Annotated in this window: 17 protein-coding genes; 10 read left to right on the top strand and 7 right to left on the bottom strand. The window is 70.3% G+C overall.

The genetic code is table 11. The features are described 5' to 3' along the window. Nucleotides 1–670: 670 nt before the first annotated feature. Complete coding sequence (locus tag DEJ09_RS00695) at nt 671–1,669, bottom strand: LacI family DNA-binding transcriptional regulator (RefSeq protein ID WP_111087326.1); 999 nt, start codon at nt 1,667–1,669, stop codon at nt 671–673. A gap of 164 nt (nt 1,670–1,833) precedes the next feature. Between DEJ09_RS00695 and DEJ09_RS00690 the strand changes: the two genes are divergently transcribed. The 4 genes from DEJ09_RS00690 (at nt 1,834) to DEJ09_RS00675 (ending at nt 7,152) form a co-directional block, all read left to right on the top strand. Next, the gene (locus DEJ09_RS00690; protein ID WP_111087325.1) at nt 1,834–3,834 is read left to right on the top strand and encodes a glycoside hydrolase family 127 protein; all 2,001 of its coding nucleotides are present in this window, start codon (nt 1,834–1,836) and stop codon (nt 3,832–3,834) included. Continuing rightward, nucleotides 3,831–5,147, top strand: a complete 1,317-nt coding sequence (locus tag DEJ09_RS00685; RefSeq protein ID WP_258373745.1) for a sugar ABC transporter substrate-binding protein — start codon at nt 3,831–3,833, stop codon at nt 5,145–5,147. Before DEJ09_RS00690 ends, DEJ09_RS00685 begins: the two co-directional genes overlap by 4 nt. Nucleotides 5,148–5,225: 78 nt before the next feature. Beyond that, complete coding sequence (locus DEJ09_RS00680) at nt 5,226–6,194, top strand: carbohydrate ABC transporter permease (RefSeq protein WP_071247863.1); 969 nt, start codon at nt 5,226–5,228, stop codon at nt 6,192–6,194. A 4-nt stretch (nt 6,195–6,198) separates the two neighbouring features. Further along, nucleotides 6,199–7,152 (top strand): carbohydrate ABC transporter permease, encoded by a 954-nt coding sequence (locus tag DEJ09_RS00675; RefSeq protein ID WP_027466164.1) that lies wholly within the window; start codon nt 6,199–6,201, stop codon nt 7,150–7,152. Between the two features lie 199 nt (nt 7,153–7,351). Here the strand turns inward: DEJ09_RS00675 and DEJ09_RS00670 are convergent, their stop codons facing one another. Further along, entirely contained in the window at nt 7,352–8,401 is a 1,050-nt protein-coding gene (locus DEJ09_RS00670; protein WP_071404246.1) for a substrate-binding domain-containing protein, read from the bottom strand. Nucleotides 8,402–8,580: 179 nt separating this feature from the next. On the opposite strand from DEJ09_RS00670, the gene chvE reads away from it, so the two are divergent. The 3 genes from chvE to mmsB all read left to right on the top strand — a co-directional run bounded on the left by chvE (nt 8,581) and on the right by mmsB (nt 12,532). Beyond that, nucleotides 8,581–9,708, top strand: a complete 1,128-nt coding sequence (gene chvE / locus DEJ09_RS00665; RefSeq protein WP_111029920.1) for a multiple monosaccharide ABC transporter substrate-binding protein — start codon at nt 8,581–8,583, stop codon at nt 9,706–9,708. Between the two features lie 102 nt (nt 9,709–9,810). Next, entirely contained in the window at nt 9,811–11,364 is a 1,554-nt protein-coding gene (gene mmsA / locus DEJ09_RS00660) for a multiple monosaccharide ABC transporter ATP-binding protein (RefSeq protein WP_111087323.1), read from the top strand. Further along, nucleotides 11,351–12,532, top strand: coding sequence for a multiple monosaccharide ABC transporter permease (gene mmsB / locus DEJ09_RS00655; RefSeq protein ID WP_027466160.1), 1,182 nt, complete (start codon nt 11,351–11,353; stop codon nt 12,530–12,532). The genes mmsA and mmsB overlap by 14 nt, the downstream gene beginning before the upstream one ends. Nucleotides 12,533–12,635: 103 nt before the next feature. On the opposite strand, the gene DEJ09_RS00650 is transcribed toward mmsB, so the two are convergent. After that, nucleotides 12,636–13,976, bottom strand: coding sequence for an alpha-amylase family protein (locus tag DEJ09_RS00650; RefSeq protein WP_258373744.1), 1,341 nt, complete (start codon nt 13,974–13,976; stop codon nt 12,636–12,638). Between the two features lie 81 nt (nt 13,977–14,057). Between DEJ09_RS00650 and DEJ09_RS00645 the strand changes: the two genes are divergently transcribed. Next, entirely contained in the window at nt 14,058–14,456 is a 399-nt protein-coding gene (locus tag DEJ09_RS00645) for a DUF3253 domain-containing protein (RefSeq protein WP_111055130.1), read from the top strand. Nucleotides 14,457–14,478: 22 nt separating this feature from the next. Here DEJ09_RS00645 and DEJ09_RS00640 read toward each other — a convergent pair whose 3' ends face one another. Beyond that, entirely contained in the window at nt 14,479–14,865 is a 387-nt protein-coding gene (locus tag DEJ09_RS00640; protein WP_146245643.1) for a hypothetical protein, read from the bottom strand. A gap of 11 nt (nt 14,866–14,876) precedes the next feature. Further along, entirely contained in the window at nt 14,877–15,470 is a 594-nt protein-coding gene (locus DEJ09_RS00635; RefSeq protein ID WP_111038240.1) for a nucleotidyltransferase domain-containing protein, read from the bottom strand. A 122-nt stretch (nt 15,471–15,592) separates the two neighbouring features. Here DEJ09_RS00635 and DEJ09_RS00630 point away from each other — a divergent pair, with 122 nt between their 5' ends. Beyond that, the gene (locus tag DEJ09_RS00630) at nt 15,593–16,693 is read left to right on the top strand and encodes an SDR family oxidoreductase (protein WP_111087321.1); all 1,101 of its coding nucleotides are present in this window, start codon (nt 15,593–15,595) and stop codon (nt 16,691–16,693) included. Nucleotides 16,694–16,708: 15 nt separating this feature from the next. On the opposite strand, the gene DEJ09_RS00625 is transcribed toward DEJ09_RS00630, so the two are convergent. Next, nucleotides 16,709–17,782 (bottom strand): spore photoproduct lyase family protein, encoded by a 1,074-nt coding sequence (locus DEJ09_RS00625; RefSeq protein WP_111087320.1) that lies wholly within the window; start codon nt 17,780–17,782, stop codon nt 16,709–16,711. Nucleotides 17,783–17,826: 44 nt separating this feature from the next. Between DEJ09_RS00625 and DEJ09_RS00620 the strand changes: the two genes are divergently transcribed. Next, nucleotides 17,827–18,132: a biopolymer transporter Tol gene (locus DEJ09_RS00620; RefSeq protein ID WP_111087319.1), complete on the top strand. Its 306-nt coding sequence runs from the start codon at nt 17,827–17,829 to the stop codon at nt 18,130–18,132. A gap of 111 nt (nt 18,133–18,243) precedes the next feature. On the opposite strand, the gene DEJ09_RS00615 is transcribed toward DEJ09_RS00620, so the two are convergent. Further along, the gene (locus DEJ09_RS00615; RefSeq protein WP_111087318.1) at nt 18,244–20,073 is read right to left on the bottom strand and encodes a beta-galactosidase family protein; all 1,830 of its coding nucleotides are present in this window, start codon (nt 20,071–20,073) and stop codon (nt 18,244–18,246) included. Nucleotides 20,074–20,137 lie beyond the last annotated feature (64 nt).

Raw genomic sequence — 20,137 nt, 5'->3', positions numbered from 1 at the left:
TCGTGCAACGCCGCGGCGCGCCGCCGGTGCGCGCGTCTCGCCAGCGGTCGAAACACCCCGCTCAGTTCCCCCGAACGGTCACGAACCGTCGTCCGGCGCATCGGCAGCCGACGGTTCCTGACCACTCGACGCCCCACGCGCGACGGGTCGTGACCGCGCGACGAACGAGGTCGGCGACGACGTGCGACCACCGCAATGCCACACTCGCGCACGTCCCGACCACCGGCTACCCCGCACCCGCGCACGTCCCGACCACCCGCCGCCCCACACCCGCGCACGTCCCGACCACCGGCTACCCCGCACCCGCGCACGTCCCGACCACTCGCCGCCCCGCACCCGCGCACGTCCCGACCACCGGCTCTCCGAACCCGCGACACCCCGAACTGCGGCGCTCGGGACGGTCACGACACCCCGCTGCCTCCCCAGCGTGCGGTCACGAAGTGTCGGCTGGAGGCGCGCCGGGCGACGAGTCGTGACCGCTCGACCACGGCGGACGGGGTGTTGTGACCGCTCGACCACGAGCACCAGCACCAGCACCAGCACCAGCACGATCGAGATCGCACGACACGCCGCAACCGGTCCGCCGAGGTCGCACGAACTGCCGTCGGACGGCACGATGCGCGGCAGTTCGTGCGACCTCGCGAGCCGCCGAGGTCGCCCCGAACGCGCCCTACGCGCCGACGGTGCTCTCGCGGATGACGAGCGACGGGGTCACGGCCGCCGACGACGCCGTCCCGCCGTCGATCAGGGCGAGGAGCGCCTGCCCCGCGACGCGCCCGAGCTCCTCGAGCCGCAGGTCCACGGTGGTCAGCGGCGGCCTCGAGGCGAGCGCCATCACGTCCCAGTCGTCGAACCCCGTGACCGCGACGTCTCCGGGCACCGAACGCCCGAGTTCCCGCAGCCGGTCGCACACGCCCCGGGCGATCTGGTCGCTGCCGCAGACGATCGCGTCGACGTCGGGCGACTCCCGCGCGAGCACGTCCACGGCCTGCCTCCCCCAGCGCTCCGACCACTCGCCGTACAGCGGGTCGGTGACCAGGTGGGACCCGAGGACCGACGCGGCACCGGCGACCCGTCGTGCCGCGGACCGGTGTCGCGCCGGCCCCGTCACGATCGCGACCCGCTGCCGCCCGAGCGAGCGCACGTGCGAGGCGACGAGTGCCGACCCGGCGGCGTCGTCGAGGGTGATCGACACGTCGGAGTCATCGGTCGAGGGCGTGAAGGCATAGACGACGGGGATCGACACGTCGATCGGGGGCCGGGCGTCGGCGGAGCGGCCGGTCACGATGATGCCGTCGACGCCGCGGGCCGCCAGGGAGCGCAGGTAGTGGGCCTCGCGCACGTGGTCGTCGCGGGTGTCGCACAGCAGGACGGCCATCCGCCCGGCGGACAGGGCGTCCTCGGCGCCGAGCAGCACCGGGATCGAGAACCGTCCGAACGAGTCGGTGGTGATCATGCCGACGGTGTAGGTCCGCCCCGACGACAGCGCACGGGCCCGGGCATCGCCGACGAACCCGAGCTTCTCGGCGGCTTCCTTCACCCGCAGCCGGGTGGCGTCCCGCAGCTGCCCGGTGCCGTTCAGCGCCTTCGACGCGGTGCCGATCGACACCCCGGCAAGCGCCGCCACGTCGGTGATCCGGATCGGCTGTCCGGTGCGTTCGAGCGTCACGGCAACCACCTTTCCGACGATCAGGGCGTGCCGATGACCTTACACAAAACCGCCGGAATGCTCTTGCGCGGCATGCGCCCCGTGTCGTAGCGTCCACCGCAGAAACCGTTTTCCGGATTGCCAGCTCCATCCGGACGGTGCCAGTCACATCGCAAGGAGGCGACATGACCACCACGCTCGCGACCGATCGCGGCGCGCACACCGCGACCCCGGTCCTCCCGACCGCCGACGCCTGCCTGACGCTCCGGCCGCTGCCGACCGGCGACGCCCGGATCACCGGCGGCTTCTGGGCGCTCCGCCAGGAGCGCAACGGCCGCGACGCCGTCCGCAGCGGCTACCAGCAGCTCGAGACGGCCGGCAACTTCCGCAACCTCCGCATCGCCGCCGGACTCGAGGAGGGCGAGGCCGTCGGCCCGATCTTCATGGACTCCGACGTGACGAAGTGGCTCGAGGCCGTGGCCTGGGAGTACGGCCGCGCCCCCGCCGAGGACCTGCTCGACCTGCAGCGCGAGGTCACCGCCCTGTACGCCCGGGCACAGGCCGACGACGGGTACCTCGACTCCGTCCAGCAGGTCCGTGGGAAGGGCGAGCGGTACACGGACCTCAAGTGGAGCCACGAGATGTACTGCGCCGGGCACCTGTACCAGGCGGCCGTGGCCCAGCACCGTGCAACGGGCGACACCGGTCTGCTCGACGTCGCGATCAAGAACGCCGACCACCTGGTCCGCACGTTCGGCGACGGCACCGCACCGGACGGCACGCCGAAGACGCGCGACGTCGACGGCCACCCCGTCGTCGAGATGGGTCTGGTCGAGCTGTACCGCGAGACCGGCAACCGTGCCTACCTCGACCTGGCGCACTGGTTCGTCGACGCCCGCGGGCACGGGATCATCGAGCGCGCCGGCGGCGAGCCGACGTACTTCTCCGACCGGGTGCCGAGCCGGCAGGCCACGACCGTCGAGGGGCACGCCGTACGCGCCGTGTACCTGGCGGCGGGTGCCGTGGACGTCGCGATCGAGACCGGGGACACCGAGCTCCTCACCGCGAGCGAGCGCCAGTTCGCGGACATGATGGCGACGAAGGCCTTCATCACCGGCGGCCTCGGGGCGCGCTGGGACTGGGAGGCGTTCGGCGACCCCTACGAGCTGCCGACCGACCGCGGCTACGCCGAGACCTGCGCGGCCATCGGCGGGGTGCAGTGGGCCTGGCGGCTGCTGCTCGCCACCGGCAAGCCGGTCTACGCCGACGCGATCGAGCGCCTGCTCTACAACGCGTTCCTCGCCGGGGTGAGCTTGGCCGGCACCGAGTACTTCTACGTGAACCCGCTCCAGCAGCGCGACCACGCCCACCAGGACGAGAACCGCTCCCCCGCCCACGGGCGCCGCGGATGGTTCGACTGCGCCTGCTGCCCGCCGAACATCATGCGCACCTTCGCGAGCCTCGACGGCTACCTGGCGACCGCGACCGACGGCGGCCTGCAGGTCCACCAGTACGCCACCGCCGACCTCGGTCCGGTGCGGGTCGAGACCGACTACCCGCACGAGGGCCGCGTCCGCGTCACGGTCACCGAGGACGGCCCGCTCGCCCTGGGTCTGCGGATCCCGGCCTGGTCGGACACGACGACCGTCACGGGCGCCGGTGGCGACGCGAGTCCCGCAGCGGGCACGCTCCACGTCATCGAGCGCGAGTGGACCGCCGGTGACTCCGTCGAACTCGCGTTCGACACCACGCCGCACCGCTACGTGGCCGACGCCCGCATCGACGCCGCCCGCGGGCAGGTCGCGATCGAGCGCGGCCCGCTCGTGTACGCGGTCGAGCAGGCGGACCAGCAGGGCTTCACGGTCGACGACCTGACGGTCGACGCGGACGCGCCGATCACCGAGGAGCGCCGCGACGACCTGCTCGACGGCGTCGTCACGCTGCGGATCCCGGGGCACGCCCCGGCTGAGCACGTGCAGCCGGCCTGGCCGTACCAGCGGCTGGACGGGCCGGGAGGCGCGACCACGGCCCGCGACGCGGCCAACGTCGACGACGTGGCCGGTCCGCAGGGCGCCACCACGGGCCTCCAGGCCGGTCGCGACGTCACCGCGATCGCCGTCCCGTACTACGCGTGGGCCAACCGGGGAGCCGCGCCGATGCGCGTCTGGCTCCCGTTGGCGCGGTGACCGGCGTGGACCGCCGAGCGTTCCTCGTCGGCGGCGTCGCCGGCGGGGCAGCCCTCGCCCTGGCCGGGTGCTCCGGCACCCTGCCGAAGGTCGTCGCGAAGCCCGCGAGCTTCGGGAAGAACGCGACCGGCACCGTGCAGGTGTGGTGCCGGTCGGCGACCCAGGCCGGCCTGACGTCGGCCGTCGCCGGGTTCAACAAGGCGAACCCGGCGCTGCAGGTCCAGCTGACGCCCGTGCCGGACGCGCAGTACGTGACCAAGCTCGCGACCGCGATCCGCGGGGGTGAGCCGCCGGACGTCGTCGACATCGACGACATCAACTCGCAGCTGTTCATCTTCCGCGAGGCGTTCGCCGACCTGACCGACGTGGTCAAGAGCCTGGACTACTTCGACGCGATCTCGCCGGGGCACCTGCGCCTGCTCGAGTACCGCGACCGGTACTACGGGCTGCCCTACCTGGCCGACAACTCGCAGCTGTTCGTGAACACCGAGCTGTTCGAGCGTGCGGGCCTCGACGTCGAGGAGTCGACGAAGGACCTGTCCACGCTGCTCGACGCGGCGAAGGCCATCCGGAAGCTCGACGACGACGTCTACGGCTGGTCGATCTCCGGCAACGCCGCCGGCATCATCGGCTTCGTCACGCAGCCGCACGTCTGGGCGACCGGGGTCGACATGATGACCGGCGAGGTGGGGTCCCAGCGGGCGAACATCACCGGCAACGAGGCCCTCGAACGCATGCTCGAGTTCTACCGGCAGCTGTGGAAGGACGGCGTGCTGTCGAAGGCGACGTACTCCGATGCCGGCACCACGTGGGGTGCCGACTTCCGGGCCGGCAAGGTGGGGATCTTCCCGACCTCGTACGGGGCGACCGTGCCCGCGGCCACCAAGGCGATGCGGGCGAAGATGCAGACGGTGCTCATCCCGTCGTGGGACGGCCAGCGGTCGTTCTTCGACGGCGGGGACAACATGTGCATCCCGAACGGGGCGGCGAACCCGTCCGGTGGGTGGGCGTTCATGCAGTACGCGAACGGCCTCCAGCAGCAGCAGGCGCTGCCGGACGGCGGGTACTTCCCGACGCGGTCCGACGCCGCCACCCCGGAGTACCGCAAGCGGTTCCCACTGGCGTACGGGCCGCTCGACGCCATCGACAAGGGATACGCACCGCAGACGCTGGCGTACAACCTGCTCAACAACCAGCCGTCGTCGCCGTACTTCGCGATGTTCCGCGAGGCCGTGTTCGGGTCGGGGAGCGCTGCCGCCATGCGGACGGCGCAGTCCGACTACCAGCGGATCCTCGACCAGGTGCAGGCCTGAGCCTGCCTGCCTGTCTTCTCCGCTCGTCCCGCTCGTCTCGCTCGTCTCGCTCTTGTTGATGCACAGAGAGGTGCACGCATGTCGACCATCTCCACCCGGCGCCCCGCCGGCCGGACCGGCCCGGGCCGTCCCACCGTGGGCCGCGGCCCGGGGCGTGGCGGCTCCGTCCGGACCCGCAACTCGCTCACCCACCCGCCGCGCACCGGCGCCGTCCTCGTCGCCCCGGCGATCCTGTTCGTCGCCGTCTTCGTGCTCGTCCCGCTCGTGTTCGCGCTCTACATCTCGTTCACGAACTGGCCCCTGATCGGCCCGTACCGGTTCATCGGGCTGCAGAACTACCTGACGCTGTTCCAGGACCCGACGTTCGTGCACGCCATCGGCTACACGCTGCTGTACACGGCGATCGTGACCCTGCCGATCCTGGCGCTCGGGTACTTCCTCGCCGTGCTCGTCCGGGCCCGTCGCCGTGGCAGCACGATCCTGCGGACGGTGTTCTTCCTGCCGTACGTGGTCGGGCTGACGACGCTCTCGTTCATGCTCGTGCTCGAGGCGCAGCCGAACTCCGGCGCCGTCAACATGGTGCTCCGCTGGCTCGGGATCACCGACGGCAGCACCGCGTGGCTCGTGAACGGTCCGCTGGCGACACTGCTCATCTGCGTGCTCGTGGTCTGGGCGGTGTCCGGGCTGACCATGGTGCTGCTCATGTCGGCGATGCAGGGCGTCCCCGACGAGGTCTACGAGTCGGCGCAGCTCGAGGGGGCCTCCTGGTGGCAGACCGAGCGCCTCATCACGTTCCCGATGATCCGATCGACCGTGGCGCTGAGCGTCATCATCTCGGTGATCGGCTCGCTGCTCGCCTTCAACCAGTTCTACATCCTGACCCAGGGCGGGCCGGGCACCGAGACCACCACGATCGTGAACGCGATCTACAACCGCGGGTTCGTGAACCTGCAGCTCGGAGCGGCGACCGCCCAGTCGATCGCCCTCGTCGTGGTGATCGCCGCCGTGACGGTGTTCCAGTTCTGGGCACTGCGAGAGAAGGACTGACGCCATGAGCACCACGACCTCCCGTGCGGCCCTCGCGGCGCCGGACCTGTCCACCAGGACCCTGACCACCACGGGTGACGGCCGACGTCGGCGCCACCAGCAGGGCAGCGTCCAGCACCCGCGCGACACCACCGTGAAGCGCACCCTGTACGCGATCGCCGGCATCGGTTCCGCGCTCGTGTTCGGCGTCCCGCTCATCTGGTCGATCCTGCGGGCGTTCCAGTCCGAGGCCGTCATCACGCAGGCCCCCGACCCGGCGACGTTCTTCCAACTCGGGTGGCAGAACTTCGCCGCCGTGTTCGCCTCGTCGTCGCACCTGCTCACCGGCGTCGTGAACTCGCTCATCGTGTCGATCGCCACGGCGGTGCTGACCGCGGTGATCGCGACGATGGCCGGCTACGGGTTCGCCCGCTTCCGGTTCCGGGGCGCCGGGCTCGTGTTCGGCCTGGTGCTGCTGACGATGATGGTGCCGTTCCAGGCCATCCTCACGCCGCTGTACCTCGAGATGAACGCCATGGGGCTGACGAACTCGCTGCTCGGGCTCGTGCTGTTCTACACGACCGTGAACCTGCCGTTCGGGGTGTTCGTGATGCGCAACGCGTTCGAGTCGATCCCCACCGAGCTCGAGGACTCGGCCTTCGTCGACGGGGCCTCGCGCTTCCGCGTCGTGGTGTCGGTGCTCCGCCCGCTGCTCCTGCCCGGGGCGGCGACCGCGGCGCTCTACGCGTTCCTGGCGTCGTGGACGGAGTTCCTCGGAGCCCTGACGTTCCTGACGAAGGACTCGCTGTACACGCTGCCCGTCGCGCTGCTCAACCTGCAGACCGGGGCGTACGGGCAGGTGTCGTACGGCAACCTCGTCGCCGGGTCGGTGGTGGCGATGATCCCGTGCATCGCGCTGTACGTCGGGTTGCAGAGGTTCTACGTCGCCGGGCTGTCGTCCGGCGCGTTGAAGGGCTGACGGTCGGGTCAGCTCGCCGGCGGCGCCCCTCGCACCGTGCGAGGGGTGCCGCCGGTGTGGTGCGAGATTGCGTACTCCGTGCGGGGCGCAGGGGCTCGCACCGAGTACGGAACCTCGCACCACACTGATCGCGCGGTGCCAGACCTCGCACGGTGCGAGGGAGCGCGCGGCACCGGGGCTCGCACGGTGCGAGGGGGCGCTACGTGCTGCGCCGCACCACCAGCTCGGGCGCGAGCAGCGTCTCGTCGCGGGGCTCCCCCTCGACCAGGGCCCGCACGGTGTCGAGCACCCGCTCCCCCATCGCCCGGAAGTCCTGCCGCACGGTGGTCAGCGGCGGTGTGAAGTGCGCCGCCTCGGGAACGTCGTCGAACCCCACCACCGCGATGTCGTCGGGGACCCGCAGCCCCTCGTCGGCGAAGGCGTGCAGCACCCCGAGCGCCATCTGGTCGTTGCCCGCGAAGACGGCGTCGACCGTCCCCACGTCGATGTGCCGGGCGGCCGCGAAGCCGCTCGCCGGGGTCCAGTCGCCCTCGAGCACGACCGGTTCGAGCCCGGCGTCCTGCATGATCCGCACGTAGGTGGCGCGGCGCACCTCGGACTCCTGCGACACGTGCGGCCCGGCGATGTGCACGATCCGGCGGTGTCCGCGGTCGAACAGGTGCTGCATGACGAGCGAGGTGCCGGCCGCCTGGTCGATGGCGACGGCGGCGACGCTCGGCGCGACCGGGGTCCGGACGGCGTCTCGTTGCACCGCGTTCGACACCACGACGGGCACCGTGACCGGCACGGTGAGCGATGCGAGGGCGTCGAGCACCCGGTTGTCGGCGGCGACGAGCACGATCGCGGCGACGTCCTGCGCGAGCAGCGTGGTGAGCGCCCCGGACAGGTCGGACGGCCGCGGTTCCTCGGGCAGGGTCGACAGCAGCACGTGGTACCCGGCGGAGCGGGCAGCTCGTTCGAAGCCGATCGAGGTGCTCGACGGACCGTACAGCGCGTCGCCGGCGGTGATGATGCCGAGCGCCTTGCTCCGCCCACCGGCGAGCGCCCGGGCGGCGGCGCGGGGCCGGTACCCGAGCTCGGTGACGGCGTCGGTGACCTGCGTCCGGAACTGCTCGCGGACGGTCGGATCGCCGTTGATCACGCGGGAGACGGTCTGGTGGGACACGCCGGCGCGCTCGGCGACGTCGAAGATCGTCGGGGCCTTCCGGCGCTTGCCGCCCCTGCCCTCGGGGGCGGTCGTGGTGCTCACGCGCCAACCGTACCGCTCGGTCCGGTCGCCGCGGCAAGATCACGAAACGGCGGTGTTGAGTTGACACCCCGTCACGGAACCCACAAGATGTGAGCGCTCACACGAGCGCATCCCACGGGGCACAGCAGCCCCGGCACCCGACCGCGTCGAGGACGACGCGAAGGAACAGAGGTACTTCGATGATGAAGCGCAGGATCATCGCGGGCGTCGCAGCCGTCGGCATCGCGATCTCGCTGGCCGCTTGCTCGGCCGGCGGCCGTGCGTCCACCGATGGTGGCGGCAGCGGCGACAACAAGGGCGCCCTCGTCGGCGTCGCCATGCCCACCAAGGTCTCCGAGCGGTGGATCAAGGACGGCAACGCCGTCAAGAGCGACCTCGAGAAGGCCGGCTACAAGGTCGACCTCGAGTACGGCGACAACAAGGTCCAGCAGCAGGCCCAGCAGGTCAGCAACATGATCACCAAGGGCGCGAAGGTCCTGATCATCGCGTCGATCGACGGTGGCGCGCTCTCCGACCAGCTCGACGCCGCCGCCAAGGCCGGCATCAAGGTGATCTCGTACGACCGCCTGCTCACGGGCAACAAGAACGTCGACTACTACGTGTCCTTCGACAACGAGAAGGTCGGCGTCGACCAGGCGAACAGCCTGCTCACCGGCCTCGGTGTGCTCGACGCGGACGGCAAGAAGACCGGCGAGAAGGGCCCCTTCAACATCGAGGTCTTCGCCGGCTCGCTCGACGACAACAACGCCGGGTTCTTCTTCAACGGCGCCATGAAGACGCTCAAGCCGTACCTCGAGGACGGCACGCTGAAGATCCAGTCCGGCCAGGACGAGCTGTCCCAGGCCGCGACGCAGCAGTGGGACCCGGCCACGGCCAAGGCCCGCATGCAGAACCTGATCGCGAAGTCCTACTCGGGCGGCACCACGCTCGACGGCGTGCTCTCGCCGTACGACGGCATCTCGATCGGCATCATCTCGGCGCTCCAGGGCGCCGGGTACGGCACGAGTGACCGCCCGCTCCCGACGGTCACGGGCCAGGACGCCGAGGCAGCCTCGGTCAAGTCGATCATCGCCGGCCAGCAGTACTCGACGATCTACAAGGACACGCGCAAGCTCGCCAAGCAGTCCGTCACCATGGCCGAGGACCTGCTCACCGGCAAGGACCCCGAGGTCAACGACACGAAGAGCTACGACAACAAGGTCAAGGTCGTCCCGACCTTCCTGTTCCAGCCGACGGTCGTCACGAAGGACAACTACAAGGAAGTCCTCGTGGACTCCGGGTACTACACCGAAGCCGACCTGAAGTAGTCAGGTCCATCTCACGGACCGGAGGCGCGGTGCCAGCCCGCACCGCGCCTCCAGTCCGTCTCCACCAGCGCGCGCACGCGCGCACGACGGAAAGGCGTCCACATGGCGGACACCATCCTCGAGATGCGGGACATCACCAAGACGTTCCCCGGCGTCAAGGCCCTGCAGGGCGTCTCGATCGAGGTCGAGCGCGGCCAGGTCCACGCGATCTGCGGCGAGAACGGCGCGGGCAAGTCGACGCTCATGAAGGTGCTGTCGGGTGTCTACCCGGCCGGCTCCTTCGACGGCGAGATCCTGCTCGACGGCGAACCCGTGCGGTTCGCGAACATCAACGACTCCGAGGCTGCGGGCGTCGTGATCATCCACCAGGAGCTGGCGCTCAGCCCCTTCCTGTCGATCGCCGAGAACATCTTCCTCGGCAACGAGCAGTCCAAGGGCGGCTTCATCGACTGGAACAAGACGAACCTGACGGCCGCCGAGCTGCTCAAGCGCGTCGGGCTGAAGGACAACCCCGTCACCAAGGTCGTCGACCTCGGTGTCGGCAAGCAGCAGCTCGTCGAGATCGCGAAGGCGCTCTCGAAGGAGGTGAAGCTCCTCATCCTCGACGAGCCCACCGCCGCGCTGAACGACGACGACTCCGCGCACCTGCTCGAGCTCATCCGCTCGCTGCAGGCCGAGGGCATGACGGCGATCATCATCAGCCACAAGCTCAACGAGATCAAGGCGATCGCGGACAAGGTCACGATCATCCGCGACGGCAAGACCATCGAGACGCTCGACATGCGGGCCGACGACGTGTCCGAGGACCGGATCATCCGCGGGATGGTCGGCCGTGACCTGTCGAACCGGTACCCCGAGCGCGAGAACCCCGTCATCGGCGAGGAACTGCTGCGGATCGAGGACTGGACCGTCCACCACCAGCTCGACTCGTCGCGCGAGATCATCCACCGGGCCAACCTCAACGTCCGTGCCGGCGAGGTCGTCGGCATCGCCGGGTTGATGGGCGCCGGCCGCACGGAGCTCGCGATGAGCGTCTTCGGCCAGTCCTACGGCACCGGCATCAGCGGCACCGTCTACAAGCGCGGAACCCCGATCAAGACGCACACCGTCTCGCAGGCGATCGACAACGGCATCGCCTACGTCACCGAGGACCGCAAGCGGTACGGCCTGAACCTGATCGACGACATCAAGCGGAACATCTCCGGGTCGGCCCTCGGCAAGCTCGCCAACTGGGGGTTCGTGAACTCCTCGGAGGAGACCACCGTCGCGACCCAGTTCCTCAAGAGCCTCAACATCAAGGCGCCGAACGTCGACGTCGTGACGGGGAAGCTCTCCGGCGGGAACCAGCAGAAGGTCGTCCTGTCGAAGTGGATGTACGCCGACCCCGACGTGCTCATCCTCGACGAGCCGACCCGCGGCATCGACGTCGGCGCGAAGTACGAGATCTACACGATCATCAACCAGCTCGCCGACCAGGGGAAGGCGGTCATCGTGATCTCCTCCGAGCTCCCCGAACTGCTCGGCATCTGCGACCGCATCTACACCCTCTCCGAGGGCACCATCACGGCCGACGTCCCGCGCGCCGAGGCGACGCCCGAGGTCCTCATGCAGTACATGACCCAGGAACGGGAGACCCCTGTCAATGAACGCGCTTAAGTCCGCCGTCGGCTACCTCACCGGGCAGCTCCGACAGATCGGCCTGTTCATCGCGCTGATCGTCATCGTCATCTTCTTCCAGGTGACCACGAACGGCATCACGCTGGCCCCGATCAACGTCTCGAACCTGATCGTCCAGAACAGCTACATCCTCATCCTGGCCATCGGCATGGTCATGGTCATCATCGCCGGCCACATCGACCTGTCGGTCGGCTCGGTGGTCGCCTTCACCGGTGCCATGGCCGGCGTCATGATCACGCAGTGGAACATCCCGTGGCCGATCGCGGTCGTGCTCTGCCTGGTGGTCGGTGCACTCGTCGGCGCCTGGCAGGGCTTCTGGATCGCGTACTTCGGGATCCCGGCGTTCATCGTGACGCTGGCGGGCATGCTCGCGTTCCGCGGCGCGGCGCAGATCGTCCTGCAGAACCAGCAGATCTCGCCGTTCCCCGCCGGCTTCCGCTCGCTCGGCTCCGGCTTCCTGCCGTCCTTCGGCACCACCGGGTACGAGCCGCTCACGATGATCCTCGGCTTCGCCGCCGCGGCCGTCATGGTGATCGCCGCGTTCCGCGGTCGCATCACGCGTCGCAAGTACCAGCTCGAGAGCGAGCCGTTCGCCTGGTTCATCGTGAAGACGGCGTTCGGCGCCGTGCTCGTGATCTACGTGGCGCTCCTGCTCGCCAGCTACAACGGCACCCCGATCGTGCTCGTCGTGCTCGGCGCCCTCGTGGTGATCTACTCGGTCGTCATGCGGAGCGCGGTGTTCGGCCGCCACATCTACGCGATCGGTGGCAACGCCCTGGCCGCGCAGCTGTCGGGTGTGAAGACGAAGCGCGTCACGTTCCTGCTCTTCGTCAACATGGGTGTCATCTCGGCCCTGGCGGGTGTGGTCTTCACCGGCCAGCTCAACCTGGCGGCACCGGGCGCGGGCAACGGCTTCGAGCTCGACGCCATCGCCGCCGTCTTCATCGGTGGCGCGGCCGTCACCGGTGGCATCGGCACCGTGCCGGGAGCCATCGTCGGTGGTCTGATCATCGGCCTGCTGAACAACGGCATGTCGATCCTCGGTGTCGGCACCGAGTTCCAGTCCCTGATCAAGGGTCTGGTGCTGCTCGCCGCCGTCGCGTTCGACGTGTTCAACAAGCGCCGGGCGGCGTCCGCGCGCAAGTAGCGTTCGCGCGCCTGCGCGTTCGCGTGCGCGCGTTGGCGTGTTCGCGCGTTCGCTTGGTGAGCAGAAACGGTCGGGTCCTCGATGGGGACCCGACCGTTTCTGCTCACGAACGCGACAGGACGGCCCAACCCCCGGCCGGGAGGCGCAGGGTCCCGTCCCCGAGATCGGCCCCGCCCGCCTCGACCTGCGTCGCGTCGGCCACGGGCACCTCGACGGGTTCGTCCGACAGGTTCAGGGCGGTCACCACGGCGGCATCCGCCGTCGCGGTCCGCAGCACCACGGCGGTGTTGGTCAGGTGCACGACGTCGGTGTGTGCGCGGTGCAGCCACGGGTTCCGGCGACGCAGGGCGATGAGCGCCTCGTACGCGTGGGTCAGATCCGTCGGCGCCGGCACCTCGGCCGGGAACTCCGGGCGGACCGCGTCGTCGCCGCCCTCGCGTTCCTCCTTCACCCCGGTCCAGCCGTACTCGTCGCCCGCGTAGACCACGGGGGTCCCCGCCACCGTGAACAGCACCGCGGCGGCGTGCCCGGCGAACCGCTCCCCCACCGCGCTCGCGATCCGGGTGACGTCGTGGTTGCCGACGAACGTCGTCGGGGCGAAGGTGGCCAGCAGCGCGTCGTGCCGCTCGATCGCGTGCGCGAGCTCGTGGCCGTTGCGGTCCGCGATGCCGTGCCAGATCCCCTGCCACAGCTCGTACTGGGTCAGCGAGTCCATCGTCGAGTCGCGTGCGATCGCCGCCGCGTCGCCGTGGATCACCTCGCCGCTGAACCAGGCGTCCGGGAACCGCTCCCGCACCCGCGGCAGCACCCGCGCCCAGAACGCCGGCGGCACCGCGTACGCCGCGTCGAGCCGCCAGCCGTCGACCCCGCGCGCCAGCCAGTGCGTCATGACCTGCACCACGAGGTCCTCGGTGGCACGGCTGTCGTGGTCGAGCGCGACGAGGATGTCGTGGCCCTCGAACAGTCCGACGGGCACGGGCTGCCCCGGCTGCCACCCGGACCAGTCGATGGCGAACAGGTCGGCGGTGGGCGCCTCCGGGCCCTGGTCCGACAACGCACGGAACGCCGGGTGCTCACGGCCGACGTGGTTGAACACCCCGTCCAGCAGCACCCGCACGCCCCGCTCGTGCGCTGCGGTGACCAGGGCGTCGAAGTCGGCGTCGTCGCCCAGGCGCGGGTCGATGCGGAAGTGGTCGACCGTGTCGTACCCGTGGGTCGAGCTCGCGAACACCGGGCCGAGCAGCAGGCCGTTCAGACCGAGGTCGACGACGTGGTCGAGCCACCCGGTCAGGCGGTCGAGGCGGTGTTCGAGCGGACGCTCCCCCACCGGTGACGCAGGGCGGACCTCTGCGCCGACGAAGCCGAGTGGGTAGACGTGCCACCACATCACGTGCTGGACCCAGGCCGGCTCGGACGGACGGGCGGGGGCGGTCTCGGGGTTCACCGCTCCGATGCTGCCAGGCGCACCTGGACCGTGTGCGTGGTCGCTGTGTGCCGCCCTGCCGAGCAGGACGAGGATGGGCCCATGGGACGGGCGATCAGGACGGAAGCCGATGCGTCGGCATCGGAGTCGGCACACGCCGAACGGACCTGCGCCTCGTGCGGGCGACGGATGCCGTCCTCGGCGGCACCGGAGGCGAAGTGGTGTTCGGCAGCCTGCCGCCGGCACGGTCTCGACGACACCGACCGGGCCCTCGAGCAGCGCATCGACGAACTGCTCGCGGCACGGGCACGGACCTCGAGCATCTGCCCGTCCGAGGTCGCCCGCTCACTGGAGCCGGACGACTGGCGACCGCTGATGGAGCCCGCACGTCGAGCCGCCCGGCGCATGGTCGCGCGCGGCGAGGTCGAGATCACCCAGGGCGGGTCCGTCGTCGACCCGTCGACCGCCAAGGGCCCGATCCGCATCCGCCGTCCGCGGTGATCCGGGTCGCGGCGCCCCTGTTTCAGGTGTGCTCGTGAACCGTTCGGATGAGCCGTTCGAGCGCGGTCACCAGCGCCCGTGTCTTCTCCTGGGTCACACGCGACGTCGAGTACTGGAAGTTCGTCTTCTCATCGGTCAGGCGCTTGAAGTGCAGGCCGGGTCGGATGTCCGGTGCGCAGGCCGTGTCGAGCAGCCGTCGAGCGGCGGCGTGGTCGTCGCCGAGATGGTGGTGGCCGAGGATCGCACCGCAGATCGCGTCCGACGCCGCGATCCCGCCGAGCACAGCGTTCGCACCGGCGGCCTTCCAGTCCGCGTGACTCGTCGACTCGACGGAGAGGAGCGCGACCTCGAGGTAGGACTCCGCTTCGTCTCGGCGCATCGCGACTGCGGCCCTGTCGACGGCGCGCACGCGGGAACCCATCAGATGTACGTCCTGATCTCCTCGCCGAAGACTGTTCGGGCTTCTTCTCGCCACGACCCGACGAGCGGGTCTCCCTCGGCCACGAACCGACGGAGATCAGCGCGGGTCACGTCGAAGACCTGGCACTCATTGCCGGTCCACCGCCGGACGAGGTCACCGAGGCGGACGACGACGTCCGTGTCGACGGTCTCCTCGAAGACGACGAGGAGGTCCAGGTCGGACGTCGGCGTCGCGGTGCCCCGCGCGACTGACCCGAAGATCGAGACCGAGAGGACTCCGGCCTGCGCCGACGCGACGTACGCGCCGATCCGACGTTCGAGTTCGTCGCTGGCTTCGAGTCCGAGTTCCACCGCCGGCCAGAGCAGGTGTTCCCGGTTGACCCGGTAAGCAGAGTGCTGCAGACCGCGCTCGACCTGCACGAGCCCTGCCGCCTCGAGCTTGTCGAGCGCTCGTTTGATGCCGGTGTGCTGCGGAGCGCCCGCGACCCGCGCAACCTGTCGTCCGGTCATGCCCGAATCGGTCCGGGCGAGGACGCGGAGCGCGTCGGCCTGTGTGGCTCCCAGCAGCGTGGCGAGTGGTTGCACGAGTTGCATGTTGGTTCCTCCGCGAGGAGTGTACCGCTCAACGGTACAAGTGGTGCGTCTTTGTGTACACAGGCCAGTCGCCGGGACGCGGTGAGGGAACACGTGTCGCCCAACGTGGGTTGCATCGAGGGATGACTGCAACCGGATCGACCGAACCGACCCCTGCCCGCCGCGAAGCCCTGGTCGTCGGAGCCAGTGGCATCACCGGTTCCGCCCTGGTGCGCCACCTGCTCGACCTGGGCTGGGACGTGACGGCGCTCTCCCGCCGACCGCTCGCTGAACAGGGCGTCCGGACCGTCGCAGCCGACCTGCGCGACCCCGAGAGCCTGGCGGCCGCACTCGCCGACGAGCACCCGACCCACGTCTTCTTCACCGCCTGGCAGCGGCAGGACACCGAGGCGGAGAACATCCGCGTGAACGGCGGCATGGTCCGCGACCTGCTCGCGGCGCTGTCGCACGCTCCGCTCGAGCACGTCGCCCTGGTCACCGGCCTGAAGCACTACCTCGGCCCGTTCGAGGCGTACGCCGCGGGCGAGATGCCCGACACCCCCTTCCACGAGGAGGAACCGCGCCTCGACACCCCGAACTTCTACTACGCGCAAGAGGACGAGCTCTTCGCCGCAGCCGAGCGCCAGGGGTTCACCTGGTCCGTGCACCGCTCGCACACCGTGATCGGGCACGCGGTCGGCAACGCCATGAACATGGGCCTCACACTCGCCGTGCAGGCCACGCTGGCGAAGGAACTCGACCTGGACTTCGTGTTCCCGGGCAGCGAGGCCCAGTGGAACGGCCTGACCGACATGACCGACGCCGGCATCCTCGCCGAGCACATGGTGTGGGCCTCGACGTCACCCGAGGGTGCGGACGAGCCGTTCAACATCGTCAACGGTGACGTCTTCCGGTGGCGCTGGATGTGGCCGCGCCTGGCCGCGCACCTCGGTGTCGACCCCGCGCGCGTCGTGGGCTACGAGGACGCTCCGCGACCGCTCGAGGAGCAGATGGCGCCGTACGAGTCCGAGTGGGCCGGCATCGCCGAGCGCCACGGTCTCGCCGAGGCCGACATCACCCGGCTCGCCTCGTGGTGGCACACCGACGCCGACCTCGGTCGTGCGATGGAGGTCGTCACCGACATGGGGAAGAGCCGCGACGCCGGGTTCACGGCGTTCCGCCGGACCGAGCAGGCCTTCGCGGACCTGTTCGCCCGGTACCGGGCCGACCGCCTCATCCCCTGATCCGTCGGGGGCCGGTCAGAAGGCGTACCGGATCCGGCAGGACGGCAGGTGCTCGGCCACGAGTTCGCGGAAGCGCTCGACGAGCTGCCCCTTCATGCCGGACCGGTAGCGCACGTTCACGGCACCGTTCTGGGACACCTTCTGCTCCTGCAGGTCCGGACGCCACAGCAGGTCCTCGGCCTTGGGGTGCCACCCGAGGTTGACCTCGTGCAGGGACTGGTTGTGGGTCAGGAAGATCACCTCGGCCGCGAGCTGCGCCTTGGCGCCCGGGGACAGCACGTCGTCGACCTGCCGGAGCAGCTCGGCCCAGTCCGACTCCCACGTCGGCGTGAGGATGACCGGCGAGAAGTTCAGGTGGACCTCGTAGCCGGCGTCGACGAAGTCGTTCACCGCGGCGATGCGCTCGGCGATCGGGCTCGTACGGATGTCGGTGACCTTCGCGGTCTCGTGCGGCATCAGCGAGAAACGGATCCGGGTCCGACCCATCGGGTCCCAGTCGAGCAGGTCGCGGTTGACGTACTTCGTGGCGAACGAGGCCTTGGCCGTCGGCGTCATCCGGAACAGGTCACAGAGGTCGCGGACGTTGTCGCTGATCATCGCGTCGACCGAGCAGTCGCTGTTCTCGCCGATGTCGTAGACCCAGGCTTCCGGGTCGCACTGGTTCGGTTCGGTCTTCGGCCCCTGCTTGGCGATGTTCCGCGCCACGTGCTTGGTGATCTGGTCGATGTTCGCGAACACCGTCACGGGGTTGCTGTAGCCCTTGCGCCGCGGCACGTAGCAGTAGGCGCACGCCATCGCGCAGCCGTTCGCGGTGGACGGTGCGATGAAGTCGGCGGAGCGACCGTTCGGCCGGGTCACCAACGACTTCTTCACGCCGAGCACGAGCGCCTCGGTCTTGATCCGCACCCAGCGCTGGACGTTCCGTTCGTCGCCGTGCACCTCGGGGATGTTCCAGTGCGACTCGACCGGGACGATCTCGGCGTCCGGCCAGCGCCCGACGATCTCCTGCCCGCGCTGGAGTTCGAGGGCGGCCGGCTCGGCGTAGATGCGTCGGACGTCGAGCATCGGGCGGACGCGTTCGTCGCTCATCGGCTCCTGTCTACCCGGCACCACCGACGGTGCAGACTCGGACCATGACCGCCGAACCCGACGACCACTTCTTCGTCGTGGACGGCCGACGCTGGCGCCGCACCGACCCAGCCCTGCCCGAGGAACTCGCCGCCGCACTCCGCTCCCACCTGGGGCGCGGGCGCAACGCCGTGAAGACCGCGAAGCGCGCGGGCGACGACGAGGCCCTGGCGGCGGCGCGGCACCGGAACGGCCTGGCCAAGCACGGGCTGGGCGAACGCGGACCCGAGTGGTGGACCCGCGCCGAGGCCGACCGGATCGCCGATGCCGAGCAGGCCCTCGCCGACCTGGACGCTCTCGACCGCGACTGATCCTTCCCACAACGCCCGCGATGGAAAGCAGGATCGGGCGTCCCTGGTCGAAACTTCCGACCAGGGACGCCCGATTCGACCAGGGACGCCCGGTTCGACCAGGGCGCCCGACTAGGCCTCGGTGTGGCCCAGGTCGGGCTCGACGAGCAGGCACGCGGTACGGGAAGCAGCGGCGTGCAGCTCGAGCACGACGAGCTCGTTGCGACCGTGGCGGAGCACCGGCCCCGGGATCGCCAGGGTCCGCTGCGGGCCTCGCGACCAGTACCGACCGAGGCAGAACCCGTTGACCCAGGCGACACCCTTCCGGAACCCGTCGAGCGACAGGTACCGGTCGTCCACGGTGTCGAGGTCGAACGAGCCAGCTGCGAACGTCGGCCCGGCGAGCACCTCGCCGCCGGTCGGAGCGACCTCGGACAGCGCGGTCACGGCGGCCGGTGCGATGGGGTCGAGGGCGAGCGGCGACGCCGTCCACCGGGCCACCGGGACGCCGCCGATGGAGACGCCGCCGATCAGGCCCTTCGGCTCGCCGATGCGGATGCCGTAGTCGACGCGGCCCTGGTCCTCGACGAGGAGCTCGAGCGTGCCGGTCACCGGCGGCAGGGCGATGGCGCGGTCGTGGTGCTCGCGCTCCAGGACCCCGACCACGACACCGTCGGCCGACACGATCGCTCGGTCTCGCACCTCGGTGCCGACGGTCAGTACCCCTCCGGCCGGCAGGTCGACCTCGGCGCGGTAGGCGACGAAGCCGCTCGCGGCTCCGAGGGCATCGAAGGTCGGCGGCTCGTCGTGCGCGGACCACGTCGTGAGCGTGGGCAGCAGGGAACGGAGCGACGCGACGCGGTCCAGACGGACGGCGAGGTCCGTGGCGGGGGTGATCCGGGCCTCCAGGCCGTCGCCGGACGCGACCACGGGACCGAGGCGACCCGACCCACCCGGCTCCATCGTCGCGGGCAGCGGCGGGACGGGCGCGTAGCGCGCGATCACCGCGCGGAAGGCGTGGAACTTCTCGGTCGGCCGGCCGGCCTCGTCGAGCGGGGCGTCGTAGTCGTACGACGTCGCGATCGGGCGGTAGACGCCCTTGTCGTTGGCGCCGTTCGTGAAGCCGAAGTTCGTGCCGCCGTGGAACATGTAGATGTTCACCGAGCCGCCGGCGGCGAGCAGGACGTCGAGGTCCTCGGCGCTGGCGGACGCCGGCGTGGTGTGGTGGTGCTCGCCCCAGCTGTCGAACCAGCCGTCCCAGAACTCCGAGCACATCAGGGGCCCGGTGGGCTGTGCCTGCCGCAGGCGCTCCAGGCGGGCGGCGGACCGTGAGCCGAACGACCCGGTCTTGTGCAGCGAGGGCAGGGAGCCGTCCTCGAGCATCGTGCCCATCGGCTGGTCGACGCTCGTGAAGGGGACGGTCAGCCCGATGTCGCGGTGCATCTGCTCGAGTGCGCGCAGATACTCGGGGTCGGAGCCGTAGGCGCCGTACTCGTTCTCGACCTGCACCAGGACGATGGGCCCGCCCTGGTCGATCTGCCGCGGGACCAGCACGGGGGCCAGCTGCTGCAGGTACGTCTCGACCGCCGCGAGGAAACCGGGCTCGTTGCGCCGGACGCCCACGGAGCCGTCCGCGAACAACCAGTACGGCAGACCGCCGTTCGTCCACTCGGCACAGATGTAGGGGCCGGGGCGGACGATGGCGTGCATGCCCTCGGCGGCGACGAGGTCGAGGAAGCGGCCGAGGTCCAGGCCACCCGACAGGTCGAACACCCCGGGCGACGGCGCGTGCGCGTTCCAGGCGACGTAGGTCTCGATGGTGTTGAGGCCCATCAGCTTCGCCTTGCGGATCCGGTCGGCCCACAGGTCGGGGTGCACGCGGAAGTAGTGGATCGCGCCGGACAGGACCCGGTGCGGCTCGCCGTCGAGCAGGAAGTCGGTGTCGCCGATGGCGAAGCGCATGGTGTCTTTCTTTCGTTGCCGGCCGGGCCGGGCGTGGAGCGGGGCCGTGCGGACGTGTCCGCAC

The organism is Curtobacterium sp. MCLR17_055 (genome assembly GCF_003234305.1).
In the GTDB taxonomy this organism is placed as follows: Bacteria; Actinomycetota; Actinomycetes; order Actinomycetales; family Microbacteriaceae; genus Curtobacterium; species Curtobacterium flaccumfaciens.
The sequence above is the reverse complement of the archived record's forward strand: the minus strand, read 5'-3'. Positions and strand labels throughout refer to the sequence as shown.